This window comes from Cupriavidus pauculus (assembly GCF_008693385.1).
Lineage (GTDB): Bacteria > Pseudomonadota > Gammaproteobacteria > Burkholderiales > Burkholderiaceae > Cupriavidus > Cupriavidus pauculus_D.
This window is the reverse complement of record NZ_CP044067.1, coordinates 23,973-47,265: the sequence shown is the minus strand read 5'-3', so window position 1 is coordinate 47,265 and position 23,293 is coordinate 23,973. Positions and strand designations below refer to the sequence as shown.

General features: G+C 65.9%; 23 protein-coding genes. 8 read left to right on the top strand and 15 right to left on the bottom strand.

Annotated features, from left to right (window positions below; translation table 11 throughout):
- Nucleotides 1-17 precede the first annotated feature (17 nt).
- The 6 genes from FOB72_RS18465 to FOB72_RS18440 form a co-directional block, all read right to left on the bottom strand.
- On the bottom strand, nucleotides 18-1,346 hold the full coding sequence (locus tag FOB72_RS18465; protein WP_150374205.1) for an aspartate aminotransferase family protein: 1,329 nt from the start codon (nucleotides 1,344-1,346) through the stop codon (nucleotides 18-20).
- Nucleotides 1,339-2,454 carry a phosphotransferase gene (locus FOB72_RS18460; RefSeq protein WP_150374204.1) on the bottom strand — a complete coding sequence of 372 codons (1,116 nt, stop codon included), beginning with the start codon at nucleotides 2,452-2,454 and terminating at the stop codon, nucleotides 1,339-1,341. The genes FOB72_RS18465 and FOB72_RS18460 overlap by 8 nt, the downstream gene beginning before the upstream one ends.
- 186 nt (nucleotides 2,455-2,640) lie before the next feature.
- Nucleotides 2,641-3,738, bottom strand: a complete 1,098-nt coding sequence (locus FOB72_RS18455) for an alkene reductase (RefSeq protein ID WP_150374203.1) — start codon at nucleotides 3,736-3,738, stop codon at nucleotides 2,641-2,643.
- A gap of 181 nt (nucleotides 3,739-3,919) precedes the next feature.
- Nucleotides 3,920-5,476, bottom strand: a complete 1,557-nt coding sequence (locus FOB72_RS18450) for a SulP family inorganic anion transporter (RefSeq protein WP_150374202.1) — start codon at nucleotides 5,474-5,476, stop codon at nucleotides 3,920-3,922.
- A 154-nt stretch (nucleotides 5,477-5,630) separates the two neighbouring features.
- Nucleotides 5,631-6,251, bottom strand: a complete 621-nt coding sequence (locus tag FOB72_RS18445) for a carbonic anhydrase (RefSeq protein WP_150374201.1) — start codon at nucleotides 6,249-6,251, stop codon at nucleotides 5,631-5,633.
- 130 nt (nucleotides 6,252-6,381) lie between these two features.
- On the bottom strand, nucleotides 6,382-6,945 hold the full coding sequence (locus tag FOB72_RS18440) for an acyloxyacyl hydrolase (RefSeq protein WP_150374200.1): 564 nt from the start codon (nucleotides 6,943-6,945) through the stop codon (nucleotides 6,382-6,384).
- 318 nt (nucleotides 6,946-7,263) lie between these two features.
- Between FOB72_RS18440 and FOB72_RS18435 the strand changes: the two genes are divergently transcribed.
- The gene (locus tag FOB72_RS18435; protein WP_150374199.1) at nucleotides 7,264-7,566 is read left to right on the top strand and encodes a hypothetical protein; all 303 of its coding nucleotides are present in this window, start codon (nucleotides 7,264-7,266) and stop codon (nucleotides 7,564-7,566) included.
- Here FOB72_RS18435 and FOB72_RS18430 read toward each other — a convergent pair.
- The 8 genes from FOB72_RS18430 to FOB72_RS18395 form a co-directional block, all read right to left on the bottom strand.
- A complete protein-coding gene (locus tag FOB72_RS18430) occupies nucleotides 7,524-8,537 on the bottom strand; it encodes a LysR family transcriptional regulator (protein WP_150374198.1) in 1,014 nt (337 codons plus the stop codon). The genes FOB72_RS18435 and FOB72_RS18430 overlap by 43 nt on opposite strands.
- Before the next feature lie 89 nt (nucleotides 8,538-8,626).
- A complete protein-coding gene (locus tag FOB72_RS18425) occupies nucleotides 8,627-10,117 on the bottom strand; it encodes an efflux transporter outer membrane subunit (protein WP_411859862.1) in 1,491 nt (496 codons plus the stop codon).
- The gene (locus FOB72_RS18420; protein ID WP_150374197.1) at nucleotides 10,114-13,254 is read right to left on the bottom strand and encodes an efflux RND transporter permease subunit; all 3,141 of its coding nucleotides are present in this window, start codon (nucleotides 13,252-13,254) and stop codon (nucleotides 10,114-10,116) included. The genes FOB72_RS18425 and FOB72_RS18420 overlap by 4 nt, the downstream gene beginning before the upstream one ends.
- A 10-nt stretch (nucleotides 13,255-13,264) precedes the next feature.
- On the bottom strand, nucleotides 13,265-14,461 hold the full coding sequence (locus tag FOB72_RS18415) for an efflux RND transporter periplasmic adaptor subunit (RefSeq protein WP_223851678.1): 1,197 nt from the start codon (nucleotides 14,459-14,461) through the stop codon (nucleotides 13,265-13,267).
- Between the two features lie 159 nt (nucleotides 14,462-14,620).
- Nucleotides 14,621-15,463: an alpha/beta hydrolase gene (locus FOB72_RS18410; protein ID WP_150374195.1), complete on the bottom strand. Its 843-nt coding sequence runs from the start codon at nucleotides 15,461-15,463 to the stop codon at nucleotides 14,621-14,623.
- Between the two features lie 175 nt (nucleotides 15,464-15,638).
- Nucleotides 15,639-15,941 carry a type II toxin-antitoxin system YafQ family toxin gene (locus FOB72_RS18405; RefSeq protein ID WP_150374194.1) on the bottom strand — a complete coding sequence of 101 codons (303 nt, stop codon included), beginning with the start codon at nucleotides 15,939-15,941 and terminating at the stop codon, nucleotides 15,639-15,641.
- The gene (locus FOB72_RS18400) at nucleotides 15,901-16,197 is read right to left on the bottom strand and encodes a type II toxin-antitoxin system RelB/DinJ family antitoxin (protein ID WP_150374193.1); all 297 of its coding nucleotides are present in this window, start codon (nucleotides 16,195-16,197) and stop codon (nucleotides 15,901-15,903) included. Before FOB72_RS18400 ends, FOB72_RS18405 begins: the two co-directional genes overlap by 41 nt.
- A 158-nt stretch (nucleotides 16,198-16,355) precedes the next feature.
- On the bottom strand, nucleotides 16,356-17,336 hold the full coding sequence (locus tag FOB72_RS18395) for a tripartite tricarboxylate transporter substrate binding protein (protein ID WP_150374192.1): 981 nt from the start codon (nucleotides 17,334-17,336) through the stop codon (nucleotides 16,356-16,358).
- A 120-nt stretch (nucleotides 17,337-17,456) separates the two neighbouring features.
- On the opposite strand from FOB72_RS18395, the gene FOB72_RS18390 reads away from it, so the two are divergent.
- From FOB72_RS18390 to FOB72_RS18375, 4 genes are read left to right on the top strand one after another with little or no spacing between them, the layout of a single operon-like run.
- A complete protein-coding gene (locus FOB72_RS18390) occupies nucleotides 17,457-18,452 on the top strand; it encodes an NAD(P)-dependent oxidoreductase (RefSeq protein ID WP_150374191.1) in 996 nt (331 codons plus the stop codon).
- A gap of 37 nt (nucleotides 18,453-18,489) precedes the next feature.
- Nucleotides 18,490-19,641 (top strand): mandelate racemase/muconate lactonizing enzyme family protein, encoded by a 1,152-nt coding sequence (locus FOB72_RS18385; protein ID WP_150374190.1) that lies wholly within the window; start codon nucleotides 18,490-18,492, stop codon nucleotides 19,639-19,641.
- Nucleotides 19,642-19,684: 43 nt separating this feature from the next.
- Nucleotides 19,685-20,662, top strand: a complete 978-nt coding sequence (locus tag FOB72_RS18380) for a Bug family tripartite tricarboxylate transporter substrate binding protein (RefSeq protein ID WP_150374189.1) — start codon at nucleotides 19,685-19,687, stop codon at nucleotides 20,660-20,662.
- A gap of 34 nt (nucleotides 20,663-20,696) precedes the next feature.
- Nucleotides 20,697-21,431, top strand: coding sequence for a FadR/GntR family transcriptional regulator (locus FOB72_RS18375; protein ID WP_150374188.1), 735 nt, complete (start codon nucleotides 20,697-20,699; stop codon nucleotides 21,429-21,431).
- 13 nt (nucleotides 21,432-21,444) lie between these two features.
- Here FOB72_RS18375 and FOB72_RS18370 read toward each other — a convergent pair whose 3' ends face one another.
- A complete protein-coding gene (locus tag FOB72_RS18370) occupies nucleotides 21,445-21,693 on the bottom strand; it encodes a hypothetical protein (protein ID WP_150374187.1) in 249 nt (82 codons plus the stop codon).
- A gap of 195 nt (nucleotides 21,694-21,888) precedes the next feature.
- On the opposite strand from FOB72_RS18370, the gene FOB72_RS18365 reads away from it, so the two are divergent.
- The 3 genes from FOB72_RS18365 to FOB72_RS32810 all read left to right on the top strand — a co-directional run bounded on the left by FOB72_RS18365 (nucleotide 21,889) and on the right by FOB72_RS32810 (nucleotide 23,285).
- A complete protein-coding gene (locus FOB72_RS18365) occupies nucleotides 21,889-22,797 on the top strand; it encodes a YihY/virulence factor BrkB family protein (RefSeq protein ID WP_150374186.1) in 909 nt (302 codons plus the stop codon).
- Nucleotides 22,798-22,806: 9 nt separating this feature from the next.
- A complete protein-coding gene (locus FOB72_RS18360) occupies nucleotides 22,807-23,037 on the top strand; it encodes a hypothetical protein (RefSeq protein WP_150374185.1) in 231 nt (76 codons plus the stop codon).
- Between the two features lie 122 nt (nucleotides 23,038-23,159).
- Nucleotides 23,160-23,285, top strand: coding sequence for a hypothetical protein (locus tag FOB72_RS32810; protein ID WP_263364815.1), 126 nt, complete (start codon nucleotides 23,160-23,162; stop codon nucleotides 23,283-23,285).
- Nucleotides 23,286-23,293 lie beyond the last annotated feature (8 nt).

The window sequence follows — 23,293 nt, the reverse complement described above, 5'->3', positions numbered from 1 at the left end:
GGGCCGGCGACCGATGGTTACACGCCGCGCAGCGCGTCGTCCGCGGTCTGCAGCAGCAGGTCCGCGTTCTCCGGCGTAAAGGGCAGCAACGGGCGAATCTTCAGCACATTGCCGAGAATGCCCGTCGTGCTGATCAACACGCCGTTGCGCCGCATCGTGTTGACGACCTGCGCGGTCTCGGCCGTCGCCGCTGCTTGCGTGGCGCGGTCGCGGACGAGTTCGACGCCGAGAAACAGGCCGTCGCCACGGACATCGCCGATCAGGTCGTGCCGTCGCGCCAGTGCGCGGAACCCCTCGCGCAACTGCGCGCCGATACGCGCCGCATTGGCCTGCAGCCCATCTTTCTCGATCACGTCGAGCACGGCGAGCGCGGCCGCGCACGACACCGGATTGCCTCCGAAGGTATTGAAATAGCGCGCCTCGCGGCCGAACGCCTCGACCACTTCAGGGCGCGCGACCACGCCCGCGATCGGATGGCCATTGCCCATGGGCTTGCCCATCGTCACGATGTCGGGCACGAGGCCGTGCCGCTGGAAGCCCCACATGCACGAGCCCGTGCGCGCAAAGCCCGCCTGTACCTCGTCGGCGATAAAGATGCCGCCCGCGGCGCGAACGACCTCGACGGCTTCACGCAGAAACCCCGCGGGATCGGCGAATACGCCGTCGCTCGTGAACAGCGTATCGACGATCAGCGCCGCCGGCCGGATGCCATGGCGCAGCAGACCGTCACACGCTTCCCTGACCGATTGCGCAAAGCGCTGGCCCACGGTGGCGGCATCCTCGCGATACGCATCGGGGGGCGGCACCGCGCGCACGGCCGGAGAGAGCGGCACGGCCTTGCCCAGCGAGGGCGAGATCTCGGCGATCGCCGTCGTCACGCCGTGATACGCGAGGCGCGTCACGATCACGCCCTCCCCGCCCGTGTGCCGGCGCGCGATCCGCAGCGCGAGGTCATTGGCCTCGCTGCCCGTGCAGGTGAACATGGCCTGCGACAGGGGCGCCGGGAACGTGGCGAGCAGCCGTTCGGCATAGTTCAGCACGCCTTCGTGCAGATAGCGCGTATGGGTGTTCAGCACGCTGGCCTGCCGCGCGATGGCGTCGACGACTTCGGGGCGGCAATGGCCGACCGACGCCACGTTGTTATAGGCGTCGAGGTAGGCCCGGCCCGTATTGTCGTAGAGCCAGACACCCTCGCCACGCACGATATGCAGCGGCTCGTCGTAGAACAGCCGATAGGCCGGCGACAACAGCTGCTGGCGCCGCGCCACGAGCGCGCGATCCGCTTCGGCGAGCTCGCTGGCCCGCGACGGATCGAATGCGTTGAGCATCGCCTTGTCCTTACTCATGAATATCCTCGACTTCGGAATGGGTGTGATCGTTCGGGGTGTGATCGTTCGTGGAAGCCAGCGCCGCGCGCAGCGATTGCAGGGCCTGATCCATGCCCATCGCTTCGAGCCGCTCAAGACCGTTCCACGACAGGCCGCTGTTACGCAGGATGTAGGTGCTGTTCTCCGGATGCTCGCGCGCGCGCCACGATGTGATGAGCACCGTCGTCAGCAGCCGCGCCGCGATCAGATCGGGCAGCAAGGCGATTTCGGGCTCCGTCAGCGGCAGGCGCGCGTGATAGGCACCGATACATTCCGCCGCGGTAACGAGCGGGTCCGCTGCGTCGGCCAGCTGATAGGCCGCCGCCACCGCGATCTCGTGGACGAGCGGCGCCTCGACCATATCGCCGAAATCGAAGATCGCGGCCACGCGGTCGTGGTCGCCGGCGTCGACGAGCACGTTGTAAGGGTTCAGATCGTTATGGATGACCTGCCGGCGCAGCGTCGTCAGCACGGGTGCCACGCGCAGTTCGAAGCGGTCGAGGAACCGCTGTGCAAGCGCCCCCCGAGCGGGATCGTCGATGCACGCCAGCAGCGGCCGCAGTTGCGCCAGATGCTGGAGGTCCCATAGCAACCGGTGGTTCGCATGCGTGTGGGAGAAGCTACCCAGTGCGAGGTCGATGCGCGCGAGCGCGGCACCGAGCGCGCGCCGTTGGGCGGCGCTGCGTGCCACCTTGTATAGCGGAACGCCGGGAACGAACGTAATCAGCCGCACGGCCTGCCGGCCACCGCCCCCCTCGCGCCAGAACACGCTGGCGCCGTCGCGCGTGGCGATCAGTTGGGGGATCGGCAGCGTCGCGTCGGCGCGCATCAGGTGCAACTGCGCCTCGGTGTGGAAGTCGGTCACGCCGACGTCTTCCGCCGGATGCGTGATCTTGAGCACGTATCCGGCGTGGCCGGGGACGTCGATCCGGAAGTTCTGGTCGCGCTCGCTCGTGAGCAGCGTCGCATGGCCCGATACGCCGAACGCCTGCGCTGCGAGGGCGGCGGCTTCCGTTTCGTCGAGCTTGGGCCAGGAGCGCGCGAACAATGCGTCGCTGCCCAGCGAATGGGTTGGATCGAATCCCATGGAGAAAAGTGTGGCAAAGGAGATGACGCACAACTATAGGGCGAATTGGCGTTACTCTGGATATCCATTCCAGACTATTTGATATAGCCACTTTCCCTACACTGACGCATCGCCCTGCCCCAACCCCGGGGGGCGAAACTTCGCCTGCCGCACCCCCTCCGCACCCGCCGCGCCCGATGCCGGACGTCAGGCGTCGAGCGTCTCGTAGTCCGTATAGCCGGCCGCGCCACCGCCATAGAACTTGGACTGGTCGGGCGACGCGAGCGGCGCGTCGCGGCGCAGACGGTCGACGAGATCCGGATTGGCGATGAACGGCCGGCCGAACGCGACCATGTCCGCGTGGCCGGACTCCACTGCCTCGATGGCCATTTCGCGGTTGTAGCTGTTGTTGGCGATGTACTTGCCGCCAAACGACGCATGCAGGGCCTTGAAGTCGAACGCGCTCGCGGCGTTGTCGCCGCGCGTCTGCCCTTCGATGCAATGCAGGTAGGCCATGCCGAGCTTGCCGAGCCGCTCCGCGTAGTAGCCATAGAGCGCCTGCGGATCGCTGTCGAGCGGCGTATCGCCTACCGCGCGGGTAATCGGCGACAGGCGCACGCCCACGCGGTCCGGGCCCCAGATCTCGGCCACCGCGGAGATGGCTTCCACCGGGAACCGCGTGCGATTCTCGATCGAGCCACCGTACTGGTCGGTGCGCTTGTTGGTGCTGTCGCGCAGGAACTGCTCGAGCAGGTAGCAGTTGGCCGAATGCACTTCCACGCCGTCGAAACCGGCTTCCTTCGCGCGGCGCGCGGCGTTCCGATAATCATCGACGAGCTTCGGAATCTCGGCGGTTTCCAGTGCGCGCGGCATCGACGGGCGATCCTGCGTGCTGGTTTCGAGGAATACCAGTTCCCCTGCCTGGATCGCGGACGGTGCCACCGGCGGCTGGCCGTTCTCCTGCAGCGACGAGTGCGACATGCGGCCGACGTGCCAGAGCTGGCAGACGATCTTGCCGCCAGCCTCGTGCACCGCATCGGTGACGCGGCGCCACGCCGCGACATGGGCCTCGGTATAGATCCCCGGCGTGAACGCATAACCGCGCCCCTGGCGCGAGATATTGGTGGCTTCGCTGATGATGAGCCCCGCCGAAGCGCGCTGCCGGTAATACTCGACCGCAAGGTCCGAGTGCACCCCGTTCATGTCCGCGCGCGAGCGCGTCAGCGGGGCCATGGCAATGCGATTCGCCACCTCGATCGCGCCGATCGTCGTGGGAGTAAACAGGGCTGGTTCGTTCGTGGGCATGGACTGACTCCTGTATCGGTTCAAACGTCGGTTCAAACGCGCGGCCACATCCGGCCATGACCGCGCCCTCGCACACGTTAACAGAGGTCGCGCTTTTAGGTCTGTTAACCGTTGCAATCCGCAAGGATGGCCGACGGCCTTATCCGCCACCCGCCGATTCACAACGATTTACTTCCACCCTTCAGGTCCCGATGGCCGCCGCCACGGCCGGCGGTATACCGCGCGCGGGCATGGCGCGGAACGTCACGTCGATCTTCGTCAGGCGCGCGCTGCGCTGAAAGTCCGCGATGGTCTCCTCGATATCGTGATCGATGAACGCGCAACGGCTCGCATCGATGATCAGCTTGCTGCCGGGGGCCACGCGCGCAAGCAAATGCCGCAGGCGCGCCTTGTTGAAGAACGACACATCCTTGTGCATGCGCAGCAGATAGCAGTCCTCGTAGCGCGTCAGCGACAGCGCGCTATGAAAATTGCTGCGCAGCGTGAAGGCGATGCCGACCGCCATGCCGATGGCGATGCCGATCAGCAGGTCGGTCGCCAGGATGGCCGCGACGGTGACGATGAACGGCACCGCCTGCGACGGGCCCTCGCGCCACGCGGCGGCGAACAGCGAGGGCCTCGCGAGCTTGTAGCCGACGTGGAGCAGGATCGCGGATAGCGCGGCGAGCGGAATCCAGCGCAGCGCACTCGACAGGAACAGCACGCTCAGGAGCAGCAGCACGCCGTGCACGATCGCCGACACCTTGGTGCGACCGCCCGCGTTGATATTCGCCGAACTGCGCACGATCACGGCCGTCAGCGGCAGTGCGCCGACGAGGCCCGCCGCGATATTGCCCGCCCCCTGCGCGTAGAGTTCGCGATTGCTCGGCGCCACGCGGCGCATGGGGTCGAGCTTGTCGACGGCCTCGACACTGAGCAGCGTCTCCAGGCTCGCCACGATGGCCAGCGTGATGGCCACGCGGTACATCGCCGGGTTGGCGAACTGCGAGAAGTCCGGCTGCACGAGTTGCGCACCGAGCGAAGCCAGTCCATCGATGGCCGGCAGCTGCACGAGGTGCTCGTCCGCCAATGCGAGATCCAGCGTGGCATGCGTCGTCACCAGCTGATACATCACGCCCCAGATCACCACGACGAGCGGTCCGGGCACATGGCGCAAGGCTCGCTGCGTACGCACCCATGACGTCTCCCAGATCGCGAGCAGGGCCAGCGATACGGCCGCTACCGTCAGTGTGCCGCCGGAAACCGCGCCGCTCGCCTGGGCAAAGACGTCGGCCAGCCCGGCATCGTCGGGAATGCGGCTATCGAACGCCGCGAACGATGCGTGCCCGAGCGCCACCGGAATCTGCTTGACGATCAGCATCAGGCCGATCGCGGCCAGCATGCCCTTGATCACCGACGACGGTACGTAGGCTCCGAGATCGCCCGCGCGCAGCCTTGCGAGCGCGAGTTGCAGGATGCCGGCCACGAGGACCGCGGTCAGGAAGTCCGCAAAACCGCCCAGCAAGGCGATGGCCTCGATGACGATCACGACGAGCCCGGCGGCGGGCCCGCTGATACTCAGTTGCGAGCCGCTCAGTACCGCGACCAGCAGACCGCCGATCACGCCGGCAAGCAGGCCCGCAAGCAATGGCACACCGGACGCGAGCGCAATGCCGAGGCACAACGGCAAGGCCACGAGAAACACGACGATACCGGCGGGAATGTCATGCGCGAGATGGCGCGTATAGGGCGTAGTCATGAGGGGGCGCATGGAATGAAAAAGAAGGCGAATGGGAAATCGCGGACGAGCGCCTCCCCTCGCGCGGGCCTTACGACACGCGCGGCAGGGAAGAACGCAGCGAGAATGGGTGCTTTCCGGCGGGTGCTTTCCGGCGGGTGCTTTCCGGCGGGTGCTAGGCGGCCAGCGCGGACACCGGCGACGGCGCGATCGAATGCCGCTGATCGAGCAACCCGGTATGCAGGTCGTAGACCCATGCGTGGAGCTGCAGCGGCCGGCCGCTGTCCCAGGCCTGGCGGATCAGCGGCAGCGCCGCGAGCCGCTCGATCTGCGCCACGGCGTTGAGTTCGACGAGGCGCTCCACGCGCGCATCGTCATCGGGCAATGCGTCGAGTTCGCGGCAGTGGTGGCGATAGACCTGCCGCAGCGAATCGAGCCGCGCGTCGACATGCGGCAACTCGGGGATGCGGGCGAGCGCCGCGCGCACGCCACCGCATCCGCGATGGCCGCAGACGATGATGTTGTCCACCTTGAGCACTTCCACCGCGTACTGGAGCACGCTCATGAGACTGGGATCGTGCTCGACCACCAGGTTGGCGATATTGCGGTGAACGAAGAAATCGCCAGGGGCCGCATTCGTGATGAGTTCCGCCGGGACGCGGCTGTCGGAGCAGCCTATCCAGAGTACGGCGGGTGCCTGTCCCGCGGACAGGCGAGCAAAGCCTTCGGGATCGCGGGCCAACATCTCGCTGGCCCACGCCCGGTTTTCAAGGATCAAGCGCTTCACGACTTCCATGCTGGCGTTCCCTATCGTAGATCAACGATTCGAGAAGCAGGATACAGGCGAGTTCCTGTTACATCGCTCAGTTTTTTGCAGTGCAGTATTTGGGATTTCTTAAGGCCGCACGGGAACGCACGAGAAGGTGCTAGAAGCGGTAATTGAAAAAACCCGTGATGAAGTCCGTGCCCGGGTTCGGCTTCTTGATCGTCGCGTTGGACAGATGCTGGAATCGCATGCCGAGCTCGGCCGCGTTGCGCGGGCCGAATGCCACACCGAAGCCGATCGTCTCCGTGAAGCGGAATGCGGTGCTGTAGTTGTGCTGCGGCGATGTACTCGAATGGCTCATGATCCGGATGCCCACGGAGCCCTCGATAAACGGCTCCCACGAACCACCGCGCTTCTGCAAACGGAACAGCGGAGAGAAGCCGCCCTCCACGACGTTCTGTCGCGGCGTGCCATAACGCGCCTGCCATTGGGCGAGATCGAACTCCCAATAGAGCGTGGTCTGCCAGCCCTGCGGATTGCCCCAGTTGAATCCCGAGTCGAACTGGAACCCGATCTCGTACTTGTTGATGTCGTGCGAGTAATCGCGGCCGAACGCGACATGCACCGCGGGCGCCGGAATCTCGGCATGCGCGACGGAAGGGCGTCCCGCTGCGGCAAGACTCGCGACCAGCAGCGCGAGCGCGGTGGGGACAGCGCGCGTCATGAATGATCCTCCGGGCAACATCTGCGCGTGCAGAATCTGCACGCGTCGCTATCATGCTAGCGACGCCGGTGTGCGCCCGCCCGGAAAAGAAGGATGGTTCTTGCACGACACATCCGAACCATGTCTCCCCCCTTGTCTCATCCCTGCGGCGGACGCGCGAGGCGCGCTGGTAATAGTTGCCGATGACGGTTGCCCTTACACGGTGCACGTGCAATTTCGACAAGCCCCGTGGCCTCGCGACGGGCTCTGCCCGGGCATACCGCTTGCGAAGGCACAACAGGAAAGCAAACCGACAGGAGAGAACTCATGAAACCGCGCGTGCCCACCCTCATCGCCGGATCGCTGATCGCGGTCACCCTGCTCTTCGCGCCGCTGGCCGCGTCAACGGCACTGGCCGCGAGCGACAACCAGCGCGCGGCCACCCCGGACAGCACGGGCCCGGGCATCTCGCAAGGCTCGGGCGGCGCCGGCGCGCACCCGATCGACAGCAATCATCCGGGCACGAATGCGGGCGCCACTTCCGGGGCGACCCCCAAGCACGGCCGAACGAAGCAAGGCGGGAGCAAATCGAAGCAGTCTCAATCCGGCAGCGGCGCCAGCGCGCCGGCCGCCAGGCCGTAAGCGCCCGCAGCGCCCGCAGCGCCCCCGGTGCCCGCAGTGCCCGCGCTGCGAGGGCGCGCGGCCTCCGCGGCAAATAGCGGCGAGGCTTCGAACAACGACAGCACCCACTCGACGAACACCCTCACCTTGGGCGCGAGGTGCCGGCTTTGCGGATAGATCGCGGAGATCGGCAGCGTGCGCGGCCGCCATTGGGGCAGGATTTCGACGAGCGCGCCCGACCGCAGATGCTCGCCCACCATGAAGCGCGGGGGCTGGAGGATGCCGGTACCGGTCAGTCCGCACTCGACGTACGCATCGGCATCGTTGAAGCCGAGCTTGCCGGGTACCGGGACTTCGACGATGCGGCCCTCGACGGTGAAGCTCAGCGGTATCGCGCGGTTGGTCTTGCTCGAGATGTAGTGGATGGCCATATGCCGGTCCAGATCCTCGAGCGTGCGGGGCATGCCACGACGATGAAGATAGTGCGGACTGGCGACCGTAATCGTCGGCATGTCCGCAAGCCGGCGCGCGATCAGCGTGGAGTCCTGGAGTTCGCCCACGCGGATCGCGCAGTCCACGCCATCCTGAATCAGATCGACGAGCTTGTCGCCATACCCGACGATCAATTCGACATCGGGGTATAGCTCGTGAAAGCGGTGCAGCTGCGGTGTGACCAGCCATTTGCCGATGGTGGCGGGCATGTCGACGCGCAGCTTGCCGCGCGGCCCCCTTCCCGCGCCCGCCATGGCCGCCTCGGTCTCGGAGATCTCGGCGAGGATGCGCACGCAATGCTCGTAGTACTCGGCGCCCTCGGGCGTAAGCTTGAGCTTGCGCGTGGTCCGCTGAAGCAGCGGGGTGCGCAGATGCGCTTCCAGGCTTTTGACGATCGTGGTGACCGACGTGCGCGAGAGGTCGAGGGAATCGGAGGCGCGGGAGAAGCTGTTCGCTTCCACCACGCGCGCGAATACTTCCATCGCCTGCAGCCGATCCATCTTCCCTCACCCTCGCGATTGCTTCGCCATCCTGTATCGTTATTTAGATGACGATCATTTTCCACATGCGCGACTGTACCACCTTCCCGTCAATCGCGTGCGATGGCGGCCGGGGGTGCCGGGTTCGCCGGTGGCACCGTCCAGCCGCCACCCAGCGACCGGAACAGCGTGACCGCGGCGCGACTCGTATTGGTGCGCGCTTCGTCCTCGCCGTCCCGCGCCACCAGCAGTTGCCGGTCCGCATCGAGGACGTCGGTCAGCGTGATGGCGCCCAGGCGATAGGCCTGCTCCGACAACTCGCGCGCCCGTTGCAAAGCGGCCACTTCGGCCTGCAGCTCCTGTCGCCGCTCCGCCGTCTGCGCCATCGACGTCATCGCGTTCTCCACATCCTCCGCGGCGCGCAATACGGATTGCCGGTAACCGGCCAGGGCTTCCGCGTAGCCGCCGCGCGCCTGCTTGACCTCGGCATCGATCTTGCCGAAGTCGAACAGCCGCCAGCGCAGGCCCGCCGTGCCCACCGGCTGGAAGGACCGTGCCGAGAACAGCCCGTTGGTCGTGATGCTGTCGAAGCCCAGCGCGCCCGACAACGAGAGCTTCGGGTAGTAATCGGCCAGGGCCGCCCCGATGCGTTCGTTGGACGCCGCAAGGCGACGCTCCGCCGCCAGCACGTCGGGACGCCTGCGCAGCATCTCGAGCGGCTCCGTTGCGCCGGCAATGCCCGGTGGCGACGGAATGCGGACCGCGTCCTGCGCGGGCGGGGCCAGTTCGGCGGCATACGTGCCGGGCTGCACGCCCATCAGGACGTCGAGGCGGTTGAGCTGCGCCTCCAGCCCGATGCGCAGCAGCGGCACGGTCGCGCGGGCCTGCCGCAGCAGCGCATCCGCCTGCGCGACCTGCCTGTCGTCCGCCGCGCCATATCGCCGCCGCTCGCGCACGAGGTCGAGCAGCCGCTCGTCGGTGCGGATCTGGTCCAGCGCCACCGCCAGCCGCGACTGATAGCCGCGCACCTGCAGATAGGCATCGGCGGCATCGGCGGCAACGGTCACGCGTGTGCCGACGTGGTCGGCAGAAGCGGCCTCCGCCTCCGCGCGCGCGGCGGCGGCGCCGCGCCGCAAGCCGCCGGCCAGATCGATCTCCCAGCTGGCGACCGCGCCCGCCGTGTAATGGCGCTGGTTGCGGTCGAAGCCGGGGAACGTCTGCGCGAGCGTGCCGAACGGGCTTTGCAGGCTCTGGCGCTGCGCGGCGGCCGATGCGGACAGGTCGAACGTCGGCAGCAGTTCCGCGCCGGCGGCCTGCGCCACCGCGCGGGCCTGCTCGACCCGTGCGAGCGCTGCCGCGAGGTCGAGGTTCTGCGCCAGCGCGCGCTCGATCACGGTGACCAGCATCGGGTCGTCGAAGCCGGTCCACCATGTGTCGAGGTTGACCGGTGCTGCGGCTGCGGTTGCGGTTGCCGCCGCAGTGCTATGGAACGGCGCGAGGTCCGCCCGCGGCTTCACGTAGTCGGGTCCGACCGCGCAGCCCGCCAGCATCAGACCGGCGAGGACCACCGCGCGCGGGGTGAGTTTGTAATCGGGCTTCACGCGTGCCTCCGACGACCGAACTTGCGAATAAAGATATAGAACGCCGGCGTGAACAACAGACCGAAGCAGGTCACGCCGAGCATGCCGAAGAACACCGCGGTACCGAGCGACTGCCGCATTTCGGCGCCCGCGCCCGATGCGATCGTCAGCGGTGCCACGCCGAGAATGAACGCGAGCGACGTCATCAGGATCGGCCGCAGGCGGGTACGCGCCGCATGCAGGGCCGCTTCGATCGGCGAGCTCTCGCCTTCGTCCTCCCGCTGACGGGCGAACTCGACGATCAGGATCGCGTTCTTCGCCGCTAGCCCGATCAGCACCACGAAGCCGATTTGCGCAAGGATGTCGATCGGCATGCCGCGCAGATGCAGCCCCGTTACCGATGCCAGAATGCACATCGGCACGATCAGGATGATCGCCATCGGCAGCCGCCAGCTTTCGTACTGCGCCACGAGCACGAGGAAACAGAACAGCGCGGCCGCCGCGAACACGAGCGCCGTGGGCGTGCCGTGTTGCTGCTGCTGGAACGCGAGTTCGGTCCATTCGAAGCCGATGCCACGCGGCAGTACCTCGCGCGCCAGTTGCTCCATGCGCAGCAGCGCGGTGCCCGAGGCCACGCCCGGCGCGGCGGCGCCCTGCACTTCGGCCGCCGGATACAGGTTGTAGCGCGGCACACGGTACGGAATGGTCGTCGTCTCCACCGAGGCCACCGTGCCGATGGGCACCATGTCGCCGAACACGTTACGCGCCTTGAGCCGCGTGATGTCCTCCGCGGTGCGGCGGAACCGCCCGTCGGCCTGCGCAATCACCTGATAGGTGCGCCCCAGATAGTTGAAGTCGTTCACGTACTGCGAGCCCAGGTAGACCTGCAGCGTCGAGAACACGTCGGTGGGCTTGAGGCCGACCTTCTCGGCCTTGACGCGATCCACGTCCGCGAAGAACGATGGCGAGCCCGCATTGAACAGCGTGAACGCACCCGCGAACGCCGGATCCTTGTTCGCCGCGGCGACCAGCGATTTGGCCGCATCGACGAGCGCCTGCGAACCGAGCCCCGCGCGATCTTCCAGCATCAGCTTGAAGCCGCCCGCGCTGCCGAGGCCCTGCACCGGCGGCGGCGGAATCGTCAGCACGTAGGCGTCCTTGATGACGGACAGCCGCTTGCGCAGGTCGGCCAGCACCGTGTTGGCATCGACACCGGGAATGTGGTGGTTGTACAGCGACGGCAGGCCCGTGAACACCGTCCCCGAGTTCGACGCGACCGTGCTCGTGGTGGCGTCGAGGCCGACGAACGGTGCCGCATGCTCGATGCCCGGCGTGGACAGCGCGATATCGATGACCTGGCGCACGACCTTCTCCGTGCGCTCCAGCGAGGCGCCCGGCGGCAGTTGCACGATCGTGATCAGGTAACCCTGGTCCTGCTCGGGAATGAAGCCCGTGGGCGTGCGCGAGAACTGCACGCCCGTCAGCACGATCAGCCCCACATACACGGCCAGCACGACACCGAGCACACGCGCGAGGCGGCGCGTGACGTTGCCGTAGCCGAACGACATGCGGTCGAAGGCCTTGTTGAAGCGCCCGAAGCCAGCATCGAGCCAGCGGCGCGCGCGGCTCTTGTGGGCGGCATCGTGCGGGGTGTGGTGCTTGAACAGCACCGCGCACAGCGCCGGGCTCAACGTCAGCGAGACCACGCACGAGATGACCGTCGCTGCCGCGATGGTCACCGCGAACTGCCGGAAGAACAGACCCGTGATACCGCTGAGGAACGCGGCGGGCACGAACACCGCGCACAGTGTCAGCGCGATGGCGATCAGCGCGCCGCCTACCTCGTCCATCGTGCGGTGCGCGGCGTCGAACGGTGACATCCCCGACTGGATATTCCGCTCGACGTTCTCCACCACGACGATGGCATCGTCCACCACGATCCCCACCGCCAGGACGAGCCCGAACAGCGAAAGATTATTCAGCGAGATGCCCGACGCATAGAGCACGATGAACGAGCCGAGCAGCGAGATGGGAATCGCCACGACGGGAATGATCGTCGCGCGCCAGTTCTGCAGGAACAGGAACACCACGGCGACCACGAGCACGATGGCCTCGAAGATCGTCACGACCACTTCATCGACCGACTTGCCGATAAAAATCGTCGGGTCGTAGATGATCTTGTACTCGACGCCCTTCGGGAAGTCCTTCTCCAGCTCCTTCATCGCCGCAAGCACCTTGTGCTCGACATCGAGCGAGTTGGCGCCCGGCTGCGCGTAGATGAGCATGGCCGTGGCATCGTCGCGATCCATGAACGACGTGGAGCCATAGTCCGCCGCGCCGACTTCCACGCGGCCGATATCGCGGACACGCGTGATGCGGCCCTGCGCATCGGCCTTGAGCACGATGTCCTCGAACTCCTTCGGCGTGGCCAGCCGGCCGCGCGCCTCCACGTTGATCTGGTACGCCTCGGCGGAAGGCGTCGGCGGCTGGTTCAGCACGCCCGCCGAGACCTGCAGGTTCTGCGCGCGCAGCGTGGACAGGATCTCGCTCGCGTTGAGGTTGTTCGCGGCGGCCTTGTCCGGATCGATCCAGATGCGCATCGCGTACTCACGGCCGCCCTGGAACTGCACGTCGCCCACGCCCTCGATCCGCGCCAGCACGTCGCGGATATGCAGCGTGGCGTAGTTCGAGAGATAGAGCGTGTCGCGCGAATGGTCGCCCGAGAACACGTGCACGGCCAGCAGGATACTTGGCGTGGACTTGCGCACCTGCACGCCGAGCCGCTGCACGTCTTCCGGCAGGCGCTGCAGCGCGTTCTGCACGCGGTTCTGCGTCAGGTTCTGCGCGACGTTGAGGTCCGTGCCGATGCGGAACGTGACGGTGATCGTGAGGCGGCCGTCGCCGGTGGACTGGCTGCTCAGATACAGCATGTCCTCGACGCCGTTGATCTGCTGCTCCAGCGGCGTGGCCACGGTGCGGGCGATCGTCTCCGCCGACGCCCCCGGATACGAGGTCGTGACCTGCACCGTCGGCGGAACGATCTCCGGATACTGCGCCACGGGCAGCGCGAACATCGCGCCGAGGCCGATCAGCGTGAGGAAGCAGCTGACCACCGTGGCAAAGCGCGGCCGATCGATAAAGAAATGTGCGATTCGCATGATCGGTCACTTACCTCTTGCTGCCGGTCGCGGGTGCGTTCGCGTCCGCGTTCGCCGGCGTGGGTGAATCCAGGCGAATCTCGCCCGTCTTGACCGCGACCTTCGCGCCCGGTGCCGCGTAAGGAATGCCGCCGATGATCACGCGATCGTTCGCGGCCAGGCCGCCACGGATCACGCGAAGGCCGTCGCGCACGTCCCCGACCTGCACGATCTTCGGGGCCACCGTGCCATCGGGCGTTACCGTCAGCACGATGAACTGCGACTGGTCGGGCAGCACCGCGCGGTCGGGCACGAGCATCGTCGCGGTGGGCTGGTCGAGCGCGAGGCGCACCCGCGCGAACTCGCCCGGCGTCAGGCGATAGTCGGGGTTCGCGACCGTGGCGCGGGCGCGGATCGTGCCGCTCGAACGGTCGAGCACGTTGTTGATGAAGTCGAGGACGCCCTTTCGGCTGTAGGTACGTTCCGTGCCTAGCGCGATTTCCACGGTATTGGTCAGCGCAACCTTCTTGTCGGCGGCCTTGCTGCGGTATGTAGACAACAGCTGGTAGTCCGCCTCGCTGATATCGAAGTCGAAGTAGATCGGGTCCAGCGACACCAGCGTGGCCAGCAACGTCGTGGCGCTGGTTGCCGCGCGGCTGCCCGAGATCAGGTTGCCGATGGAGACCAGATGCGTGCCGATGCGGCCCGTGAACGGCGCGACGATGCGGCAGCGATCGACGTCGAACTGCGCGTCGTCGACGGCCGAGCGCGCTTCCGCCACGGCGGCCTGCGCGACCTGCCGGTCCGCGGTGCGCTGCTCCAGGTTCTGCACCGACCCGGCGCTCGTGCGTTCGAGCGCCTGCGCGCGCTGGAACTCGCTCTCGGCCAGCACGAGGCGCGCCTTGGCCGTTTCCAGTTGCGCCCGGGCCTGCGCGAGGCGGATGTCATAGGGGCGCGATTCGATCGTGAACAGCAGCGCGCCCTTCTGGACCACGTCGCCATCCTTGAAATGAATGCCCACCAGCGGGCCGCCCACCTGCGCGCGCAATTCCACGCGCTGCACGGCCGAGAACTGGCCAAGGGCGCCGAGACGGGCCTCGAGGTCGCGCACGAGCGGCGTGGCCACAGTGACCTCGGGCAGCGCCGTGCCCTGCTGCGCGGCCGGCGCCGTCTTGCCGCGTTGCTGGAAGCCCCAGCCCACCGCGGCCAGCGCAACCAATATGCCCACCGCGATCGCGGTGCGCCGAAGCGCCCGCTGCCTGCCGGTATCCGAATTGCCACCCCTCGACAGAGGCTTGGCGTCTGTCTGCTGTAGTTCCGTATCCACTGGATTCTTCCTCTGGGTTCTGCTTGTTGATCTGCTGCGTAGAAATCGTTGGCGCGTGCGCTATCGGCGCGACCTGACGCGTGGGGATAGCTGCTTGGCGAAGAACGCCGACACCTCGGCCAGCGCCTGCCTATTGGCGGCCAGTGCGGCATGCGAGACGTCGGGAATGCGGAGCATGTGGGTCGGCACGCCGGCCGCGATCAGCGCGCCCGCGTAGGCTTCGGCCTCCAGATGCAGCAGATCGAGCGCCGCGCTGATGATCAGCGTGGGCGGCAACCCGGCCAGGCGGCGCGATTCGAGCGGCGCGGCGTACGGGTGCAGGAGTTGCCGGAAACCGGGCAGATAGGCGCGATAGCCGTGCGCGCAGGCCGTCATCGACATCTCGCCGGTCGGGCATTCGATGACGTGCGAGACGCGCGTCAGGCTGGGGTCGAGCAACGGCGCGAGCAGCGCCTGCGCGCGAATGGGAATTTCCTTGCGGTCACGCGCCATCGCGCCGATGCCGGCCGCGAGGTTGCCGCCGGCGTCGTGTCCCGCCACGCCGAGGCAATCGGCATCGGCATGCAGCCGGCGCGCCTGCTCCCGCGCCCATCGGCAGGCGAGATAGCCGTCTTCGAGCGGTGCGGGGAACGGATAAGCGGGAGGTAGCGAGTAGCCCACCGAAACGACGACGGCCGGCGTCGCCGAGGCAATCGCCCGCGCCGCGTCGTCGGCCGCGTCGAGGTCGCCATGCAGGAAGCCGCCGCCATGCAGATAGATAACGATCGGGCGCAACTGCAACGCGGGGCGCGCGCCGGCGCCCGGGGCGGGTGCATAGACGCGCAGCGGAATCCGCTTGGCATGCCCCTCGATGGTGACTTCCTCGACTTCTACCGGAACACAGTCCGCGATGTGGGCAGCCATGACGCTGTTCCTGTGGCGCGATATCGCAATGCGTGGATTCTCGGCGCTCGACAGGATCAGGTAAACACTGATAATCCAAATGTGAATTTGGTATTACCGAACAATGGCGGGCCTGGGGGGCGAGTCTGTCACGGCCAAAAGAAAAGCCGCCCGTAGGCGGCTGTTGCAACGATACTTACTTGAACAACTCGGCGTGCGTTCCGGCGCGGACGAAAACCACTTCGTCATCGTCCACGCGGTAGATCAGAAGGAAGTCGCCTCCAACATGGCATTCGCGATGATCATTCCATTCACCTGCGAGAGCATGATCCAGGTACTCTGCAGGCAGCGGACCGTCGTTCGCAATCAGCAGGAGCATCGTCTCCTTGAGCGCCGCCATGTTGTAACGGCCCGAATGAGTCAGGCGAACCCAATCCTTCTCGAAGCCTTTCGTCCTGTCACTTCTTAGCGGCAGTTTTGCCCTTTTTCTCGAGTTCATCGAAGAGTTCCTGTGCCGACCCAAGGCGCGCAGAACCCTTCATCGCACGAGACTCATGGAGAGCCTCCAGCGTCGTCTCGTTGGGAATCCGCACCTCGAAAGGAAGGCCGCGCGTAAGCACGACTTGACGCAAAAAGAGCCGCACCGCATCGGATAAAGTCAGTCCGTTTTCGGCGAGCACTCTTTGCGCGTCCTCCTTCAATGCAGGTTCGATTCGCGCGCGTACATCGGTGGTCTTAACGTCGATGGCAAGCATAGGCACCTCCTGAGCGTGATAAGTCCAACTGCGATCCATGACCGCGCACGTACCGGTGAGCATTGCGCTTCACGTCGACAATGAACCCGGTGCGTGGGAACATTGTAGCTACACTGACACCCATCTGCAAGCTGGCCGGCCAGTGCCGCCAACGCGGCCTACTCCAGCTGCACGTTCGCCTCCCTCACCACCTCGCCCCACTTCCGGATCTCCGACTCCACCAGCGAGCCAAACTTTGCCGGCGAGCTGCCGACCACCTCCACGCCCTGGTCGCGGAAGCGTTTGACGACGTCGGCCTCCGCCAGCGAGCGCACGATTTCCTCGTTGAGCTTCTGCACGACCGGCGCCGGCGTTCCCGCGGGCGCCTGGATGCCGAACCAGACGTTCACCTCGTAGCCCGGCACGCCGGACTCGGCGACAGTCGGCACATCGGGCAGCAATGGCGACCGCGCCTGGCCCGTCACGGCAATCGCCTTGAACTTGCCGGCCCGCAACTGCTGGATCACGTTCGGCAGGTTGTCGAACATCAGGTCGGTTTCCCCACCGAGCAGTGCCACCACGGCGGGGCTGCTGCCCTTGTACGGGATATGCGTCATGCGCGTACCGGTCATCTTGTTGAAAAGCTCCATCGACAGATGATTCGACGAGCCCGCTCCGGTCGAGCCGTAGTTGAGCTTGCCGGGCTGCTTCTTCGCGTACTCGATCACGTCCTTCACCGTCGCCAGCCCGAGGTCGGGGCGCGAGACCAGCACGTTCTGCGTGCTCGCCGCCCAGACCACGGGCGTGAAGTCCTTCGTCGCGTTGTAGGGCAGCCGATTGCCATAGAGCGCGGGCAGCGCGGCGAACGGCAGCGGCGTGATCAGCAGCGTATAGCCGTCCGCCGGCGACTTGGCGACGAGACTGTTGCCGATGACGGTGTTGCCTCCGGGCCGGTTGTCCACCACCACCGACTGCTTCCACTTGGCAGTGAGCTTCTCCGCGGTCGTGCGCGCGAGCGTGTCGTTGAACCCGCCCGGTGTATAGGGCACGACGATGCGCAGCGGCTTGTCGGGATAGTTGTCGCCTTCTGCCGCACTGGCGGGGGTGGCCGTCACAGCCAGCGATGCAAGTAGCGCCAGCGCGATGCGAGTCGTGGTCATGGTTGTCTCCTTCACCATCTTGTGTGGTTGAGTGGTTGACGTACGCGTCGGCACGAACTTACCATACCAAACTGGTAGTACCAAATAAATCTGACCAGATAAGAGAGGGACCGCACGCGCATGGCCACTGTCATCGCCACCGACCGTATCCACCCCGAAGCCCAGGCCCGGTTACAGCAAGCCTCGACGTTCGATATCCGCCCCTGGCGAGACGGCGCGGCCTACGCCGACGACCTCGCCGATGCCGACGTGGTGGTCGTCCGCAACCGCATCCCCGCCGAACTGTTCGATCGCGCGCCAAGGCTGCGCGCCGTCATCCGCCATGGCGTCGGCCTCGACATGATCCCCGTGGAACAGGCGTCCGAGCATGGCGTGCTCGTGGCCAACGTGCCCGCCGTCAATGCCGTGGCCGTGGCCGAGTACGTGCTCGGCCAGATGCTCGCGCTTTCGCGCCGGTTCGCGGATATGGATCGCCTGATGCGCTCCGCATCGTGGAGTGAAAGCCGGCTCATCGCCGACCATGGTCAGCAGATCGGCGGCAAGACCGTCGCCATCGTCGGCATGGGCGAGATCGGCCGGCGCGTGGCCGCGATGTGCGCGGCCGGCTTTGGCATGCGCGTTCTCGGTGTCCATCCCAAACGCACGGGTACGCGCGAGACGCACGCCGAGTACGTGCCTCTCGACGACGCACTGGCGGCGGCCGACTACCTGGTCCTGACCTGTCCGCTGACGCCCGAGACGCGCGGCATGATCGGCGCCGAACAGCTCGCGCGCATGAAGCCGACCGCATTCCTGATCAACGTCGCGCGCGGCGCCGTGGTCGATCGACTTGCGCTACATGAAGCGCTGCGCGCGTCGCAGATCGCGGGTGCCGCGCTCGACGTGTACGAGACCCAGCCGCTGCCCGCCGGCGATCCGCTGTTCGCGTGCGTCACCGCGCGGCTCACACCCCATATGGCCGGCATCTCCGCGCAAAGCCTGCATGCGATGAGCATGGGCGCCGCCGCGCAGGTGCTCGACGTGCTGGCGGGACGACTGCCGCCGCACTGGGTCAATCGCGACGCCGAAGCTGCCATTCGCGCGCGATGGACACGACTCGGCATCGCACCGCAATAACCGCATACCGGCACTATCAAAGAGGAGACACCCCAGCATGTCCAGAATCAAGTCCATCCAGGCCATCCCGCTGTCGTTCCGCCTGCCTGAAGGCAAGACGGTCAAGCTCGGCATCGGCAGCACCATCAAGCGCGACACGATCATCGTGCGCGTCGAGACCGAATGCGGCGTGGTCGGCTACGGCGAAGCGCATCCCGGCCGCAGCCCCGGCGCGGTCACGAGCCTGATCGCCAATACGATGGCGCCGTTGGCCGTCGGCATGGATGCATTCGATACCAACGGCGTCTGGAGCCGTATCCACAAGATGCAGCTTGCGAGCCACGGCATGGGTGCGGGCGCCTCGCTCGCGCTGTCGGGCATCGATATGGCGCTGTGGGATGTGCGCGGCAAGCTCTGCAACCAGCCGCTGTACAAGTTGCTGGGCGGCAGCAGCAAGAAGATCAAGGCCTACGCGGGTGGCATCGCGCTGGGCTTCCAGGCACCGGAGTCGCTGGCGGCGGAAGCGCAGCAATATGTCGCCGCGGGCTATCAGGCGCTCAAGCTTCGTCTTGGCGACAACGTGGCCGACGACGCGGCGCGCGTGCGCCATGTCCGCAAGGTCCTCGGCGACGGCATCGACATCCTGACCGACGTCAATGCCGCCTATACGATCGACGAAGTTCGCCGCCTGATGCCCGTGCTCGAGGAAGCCGGCATCGGCTGGCTCGAGGAACCGTTCGCCTGCGACAACTTCGGTGGCTATCGTGCCGCCGCGGCGCTGAGCACGCGCGTGCCGATCGCGGCGGGCGAGAACCATTACACACGCTATGACTTCGCGCGACTGCTCGAAGAGCGCGCGGTGCAGGTCTTCCAGCCCGATCTGTCGAAGACGGGCGGCATCACGGAAGGCATGCGTATCGGCGCACTGGTTTCGGCATGGGGCTACAAGGTGCATCCGCACAGCTCGGCCACGGGCCTGAACCATGCGGCCTGCGTCCATATGCTTGCAGCCGTCGATAACCCCGGTTACTTCGAGGCCTGCGTGTCGCACTTCAACCCGTTCCGCGACATGTTCGGCCCGGCCTTCCATGCCGATGGCGACGGCTTCGTGCGGCCGCTCGACAAGCCGGGCCTCGGGCTCGAGATCGACGAAGGCATCTTCAAGGAGTACCCGTTTATCGATGGCCCCGGCTATGTCGTGAAGTTCTGACGCCGCATCGCATTTCATAAAAATACTGGAGGAGACCGTAGTCATGAAGCTGTTTCGCATTGCCGCCTCGGCCGCGCTGGCCGTCGGCACGTTGTTCGCCGCTGCTGCCCAGGCCGCCGATACCTTTCCGTCGAAGCCCATCACGCTGATCGTCCCCTGGAACGCTGGCGGGTCCGTGGACCTGACCGCGCGCAAGCTGTCGGACATCCTCGGCAAGTCGGGTGTGACCGTGGTGGTGGAAAACGTGCCCGGCGCATCGAGCACGATCGGGCTGACCAAGGTGGCCAACGCCACGCCCGACGGGTATACCGTAGGCCTGGCCACGTCGTCGCTGATGGGCGCCGTCGCGCAGGACATGACGAAGCTGCGCGTGGATCAGTTCAAGGCGCTGAACCAGACCACCATCGAGCAGATGATTCTCGTGGTGTCGAAGTCGAGCCCCGTCAATACGATCGAGGAGTTCGTCGCGTTGATGAAGAAGAAGCCCGGCGGCGTGTCGATCGGCACGCCGGGCAACAACAACGTCAACCACACGTTCGCGGCCATGCTCGCGCGCGCCAACGGCGTAAGCTTCATCAACGTGCCATACACGGGCGGCGCCAAGGTGCTGACGGACCTTGCCGGACACCAGATCGACGGCGCGGTGCTCAAGCCGTCGGAGACGCTGAGCCAGATCAACGGCGGGCTGATCCGTCCGGTGGGCGTATTCTCGAACGAGCGCGTGTCGATCATGCCGAAGGTGCCGACCTTCGCCGAGAAGAAAATCGACGTGTTCCCGTTCGGTGCGCTGGATCAGATGTCGTATCTGGTTGGGCCCAAGGGGCTGTCCGCGGAGCGCGCGCAGCAGTTGCAGGAGTTGTTCGCCAAGGCCATCGCCAGCGATGCGTACCAGACGTTTGCGCGCGATTACGGCATGAAAGTGTCGGACGTGCGCGGCGACGAGTTGCAAAAGCAGGTGGTGGCGATTCAAAATACGTTCAATACCGTTGCCCCCAAGATATTCACGAAGCCGTCACAATAGTGGTGGGCGATCGCGCGTGAAAGCCAGTTTCCACATGCCCAAAGTCAGTCCAAGCACCGAAGAACAGCCCACCGAGAAACAGGAGCTGACCACGCGTACACTCGCGGACATTCTGTCGTTCATCCAGAAGCGCAACTACGATCCTGGCGAACGGCTGCCGTCCGAGCGCGAATTGTCCGAGCGGTTCGGCGTGGGACGCGGCGTGGTGCGCGAGGCGCTGTCGGTGCTCGAGAACCTGCGCTATCTCTCGCGGCGCCCGAACTCGGGCGTGTTCCTCACGGCGACGCCCGAACGCGTCAGCCTGGAGACGCTCGGCCTGTTCTCGGAGCTGGGTATCTCCCTGACCACGGACAAGCTGCTGGAGGCCCTCGAAGTGCGCCGGATCGTCGAGGTGCAGGCCGTGCAGTTGGCCTGCCAGCGGCGCACGGACGAGGATCTGGCGCTCCTGCAGGGCATCGTGGAGCGTTTCGAGGCCTCCATCGGCGGGAAAACGGAAGACAGTACCGCCGATCTCGATTACGCGTTCCATATGGCCATCTTCAACGCGGCGCACAACACCGTGCTCACGCAGATGGTCCACCCGTTCTACCTGATGTCCGCCCACCGCCGGGCGACATTCTTCGCGGACACGACACGCAGCAAGGCTTCCAACCGGCAGCATCGCGACCTGCTCGACGCCATTCGCAAGCGTGACGAGGCGAATGCGCAGCGGGTGATGGGGGAGCATATCGGGAGGGTGGAGACGGCGCTGCAGAAGCTGTCGCCATAACCGTTCTCGCGCATCACGCGCCGTGGTCGTGCTCCATGGATGCCATCGCGGCCTGCAACAGTTGCGCATCGATGCGCGGCAGATTGTCGAGGTCGCGCTGCCGGCGTGACATCAACCGCGCCATTGCAGCCTTGCGCATCCGGCTCAGCCGCATACGGGCACGCGCGGCGAAGGTCGCGATTCGCGTTTCCGGCGTGTTTGCTTCGCCCTGCCCGACCTCGCCCCCTACGGCAACGCTGCGATCTACCGCGATACCCGTCATGTTCTCTGCTCCCGTCATGATTGTTATGTGACGCATGTTAGGGAACGAGGTCGCTCGTACGCGCGATGGCGCGAAAACAAGTGCGTTGCCGCGAAGACAACCAGAATCGTCCTACACACCCTTCCGCCTGTGTCCGCTGGAGATCGCGCCGCGCCCGCCGCATAATGTGCTGACGAGCGATCTCCGGAGTTCCCGATGCGCCTACCCGACGCGCGCATAATGCTTCGCAGCGCGTGGCGCTTCCTGTGGCACACGCTGGCGCAGTTTCGCGCCAACCAGGGCCTGCTCTTGGCCGGCGCGGTCGGCTACTATGCGCTGCTGTCGATCGTTCCGCTGCTGATCCTGCTCGTCATCGCGCTCTCGCACTTCGTGGACCCCGACCTGCTGCTCTCGACGGTCGCGCGCTATCTCGAATGGGTCGTGCCCGGGCAGTCCCGCGCCCTGATCGGCGAACTCGCCGCGTTTCTGCACAATCGGGGCACGTCGGGCTGGGTGTTGCTGGCCACCATGCTGTTCTTCAGCTCGCTCGCCTTCACGGTGCTCGAGAACGCGATGTCGGTCATCTTCGTCCACCGCGTGGCCATCCGCCGCCGGCATTTTCTGGTATCCGCGGTCCTCCCCTACTGCTATATCGCCGTGCTCAGCGTGGGCCTGCTGGTCGTGACGGTCGTGTCCGGCCGCCTGCTGGCGATCGGCGAACGGCACGTGGACGTGCTTGGCCACGAGTGGTCGCTGGACCGGCTATCGACGGGGCTGCTCTATCTTCTGGGATTCTTCGGCGAAGTGCTGATGCTGACGTCGATCTACATGGTGATGCCGGTCGGCCGACTCTCGCTGCGCCGCGCATTGGCGGGCGCGGTACTGGCCGCGGTCCTCTGGGAGATTTCCCGGCACCTGCTGGTGTGGTACTTCGCCTCGCTATCGCAGGTAAGCCGCGTGTACGGGTCGCTGACGACAGCGATCGTGGTGTTGCTGAGCCTGGAGATCGCCGCGGCGTTATTGCTGCTGGGCGCACAGGTGATCGCGGAACTGGAGCGGGGGGAGTGGAAGAAGACCGCCTCTCCCGAGTCTCCCGAGAACGATGCGAAGCCATTCCGGACGTGACGGCGCAACATGAAAACCTACCGAAACCTCAGCGGCACCTCGAATATCGCGCGCTACGACATCACGGACGACGCGATCCACGTGGTCTTCCAATCCGGCACCTATCGCCACTATCTCTATGACCATGACCGGCCGGGCAAGGCAATGGTGGACGAGATGAAACGATTGGCGGCCGCGGGGCGCGGGCTGTGTACGTATATATCGAGAACTGTCAGGGACAACTATGCGAAGCGGTGGTAACTCGTGCCGGACGCATAGCGTATTGCTTAAATATGGGCTCAATGCTTCACTTTTCTGTTTCATTCACTACCATTGCGCCAGCACCCAGCGAATTGCCTGTCCAATGGAAGGAGGATGTGAACATGGTGAAGTCCCTGTGGAACCGTCTGGTCGTCATCAAGGCCTCCAGGAATACCCGAGGCAAACCGGGGGGCTCGATCATCGAGGGCGCTTACGGCGTCTATGAGGTGCCCATGCCCTGGCATTGAGCCGTCGC

Bases quoted from the DNA above. Each gene is read 5' to 3' on its own strand.
- FOB72_RS18465 (WP_150374205.1), bottom strand. From the start codon at position 1,346: ATGAGTAAGGACAAGGCGATGCTCAACGCATTCGATCCGTCGCGGGCC.
- FOB72_RS18460 (WP_150374204.1), bottom strand. From the start codon at position 2,454: ATGGGATTCGATCCAACCCATTCGCTGGGCAGCGACGCATTGTTCGCG.
- FOB72_RS18455 (WP_150374203.1), bottom strand. From the start codon at position 3,738: ATGCCCACGAACGAACCAGCCCTGTTTACTCCCACGACGATCGGCGCG.
- FOB72_RS18450 (WP_150374202.1), bottom strand. From the start codon at position 5,476: ATGACTACGCCCTATACGCGCCATCTCGCGCATGACATTCCCGCCGGT.
- FOB72_RS18445 (WP_150374201.1), bottom strand. From the start codon at position 6,251: ATGGAAGTCGTGAAGCGCTTGATCCTTGAAAACCGGGCGTGGGCCAGC.
- FOB72_RS18440 (WP_150374200.1), bottom strand. From the start codon at position 6,945: ATGACGCGCGCTGTCCCCACCGCGCTCGCGCTGCTGGTCGCGAGTCTT.
- FOB72_RS18430 (WP_150374198.1), bottom strand. From the start codon at position 8,537: ATGGATCGGCTGCAGGCGATGGAAGTATTCGCGCGCGTGGTGGAAGCG.
- FOB72_RS18420 (WP_150374197.1), bottom strand. From the start codon at position 13,254: ATGCGAATCGCACATTTCTTTATCGATCGGCCGCGCTTTGCCACGGTG.
- FOB72_RS18410 (WP_150374195.1), bottom strand. From the start codon at position 15,463: ATGGCTGCCCACATCGCGGACTGTGTTCCGGTAGAAGTCGAGGAAGTC.
- FOB72_RS18405 (WP_150374194.1), bottom strand. From the start codon at position 15,941: ATGAACTCGAGAAAAAGGGCAAAACTGCCGCTAAGAAGTGACAGGACG.
- FOB72_RS18400 (WP_150374193.1), bottom strand. From the start codon at position 16,197: ATGCTTGCCATCGACGTTAAGACCACCGATGTACGCGCGCGAATCGAA.
- FOB72_RS18395 (WP_150374192.1), bottom strand. From the start codon at position 17,336: ATGACCACGACTCGCATCGCGCTGGCGCTACTTGCATCGCTGGCTGTG.
- FOB72_RS18390 (WP_150374191.1), top strand. From the start codon at position 17,457: ATGGCCACTGTCATCGCCACCGACCGTATCCACCCCGAAGCCCAGGCC.
- FOB72_RS18385 (WP_150374190.1), top strand. From the start codon at position 18,490: ATGTCCAGAATCAAGTCCATCCAGGCCATCCCGCTGTCGTTCCGCCTG.
- FOB72_RS18380 (WP_150374189.1), top strand. From the start codon at position 19,685: ATGAAGCTGTTTCGCATTGCCGCCTCGGCCGCGCTGGCCGTCGGCACG.
- FOB72_RS18375 (WP_150374188.1), top strand. From the start codon at position 20,697: ATGCCCAAAGTCAGTCCAAGCACCGAAGAACAGCCCACCGAGAAACAG.
- FOB72_RS18370 (WP_150374187.1), bottom strand. From the start codon at position 21,693: ATGACGGGTATCGCGGTAGATCGCAGCGTTGCCGTAGGGGGCGAGGTC.
- FOB72_RS18365 (WP_150374186.1), top strand. From the start codon at position 21,889: ATGCGCCTACCCGACGCGCGCATAATGCTTCGCAGCGCGTGGCGCTTC.
- FOB72_RS18360 (WP_150374185.1), top strand. From the start codon at position 22,807: ATGAAAACCTACCGAAACCTCAGCGGCACCTCGAATATCGCGCGCTAC.
- FOB72_RS32810 (WP_263364815.1), top strand. From the start codon at position 23,160: ATGGTGAAGTCCCTGTGGAACCGTCTGGTCGTCATCAAGGCCTCCAGG.